This window comes from Variovorax sp. E3 (assembly GCF_016082275.1).
GTDB lineage: Bacteria > Pseudomonadota > Gammaproteobacteria > Burkholderiales > Burkholderiaceae_C > Variovorax.
In genome coordinates this window covers 1-268 of sequence record NZ_MOWM01000404.1, presented here as the reverse complement: position 1 = coordinate 268, position 268 = coordinate 1, and the positions used below count along the sequence as shown (strand labels likewise).

Annotated in this window: 1 pseudogene; it reads right to left on the bottom strand. The window is 62.3% G+C overall.

Annotated elements, in window-relative coordinates:
- Positions 1–268, bottom strand: a pseudogene (locus tag BMG07_RS41110) (electron transfer flavoprotein subunit beta/FixA family protein); the annotation flags it as partial.

Here is a 268-nt window from a genome sequence, read left to right as displayed (position 1 = left end):
TTCTTCAGTTTGTCCACCAGCGTTGCAACATCAGGCACCTTGATGCCGGCGCCGCGCTTGGGCGGCTCCGAGACCTTCAGGGTCTTCAGGCGGGGCTTCACGTCCACGCCCAGGTCTTCAGGCTTGAAGGTGTCCAGCTGCTTCTTCTTGGCCTTCATGATGTTGGGCAAGGTGACGTAGCGCGGCTCGTTCAGGCGCAGGTCGGTCGTGATGACGGCCGGCAGCGTGAGCGTCAGCGTTTCCATGCCGCCGTCCACTTCGCGCGAAA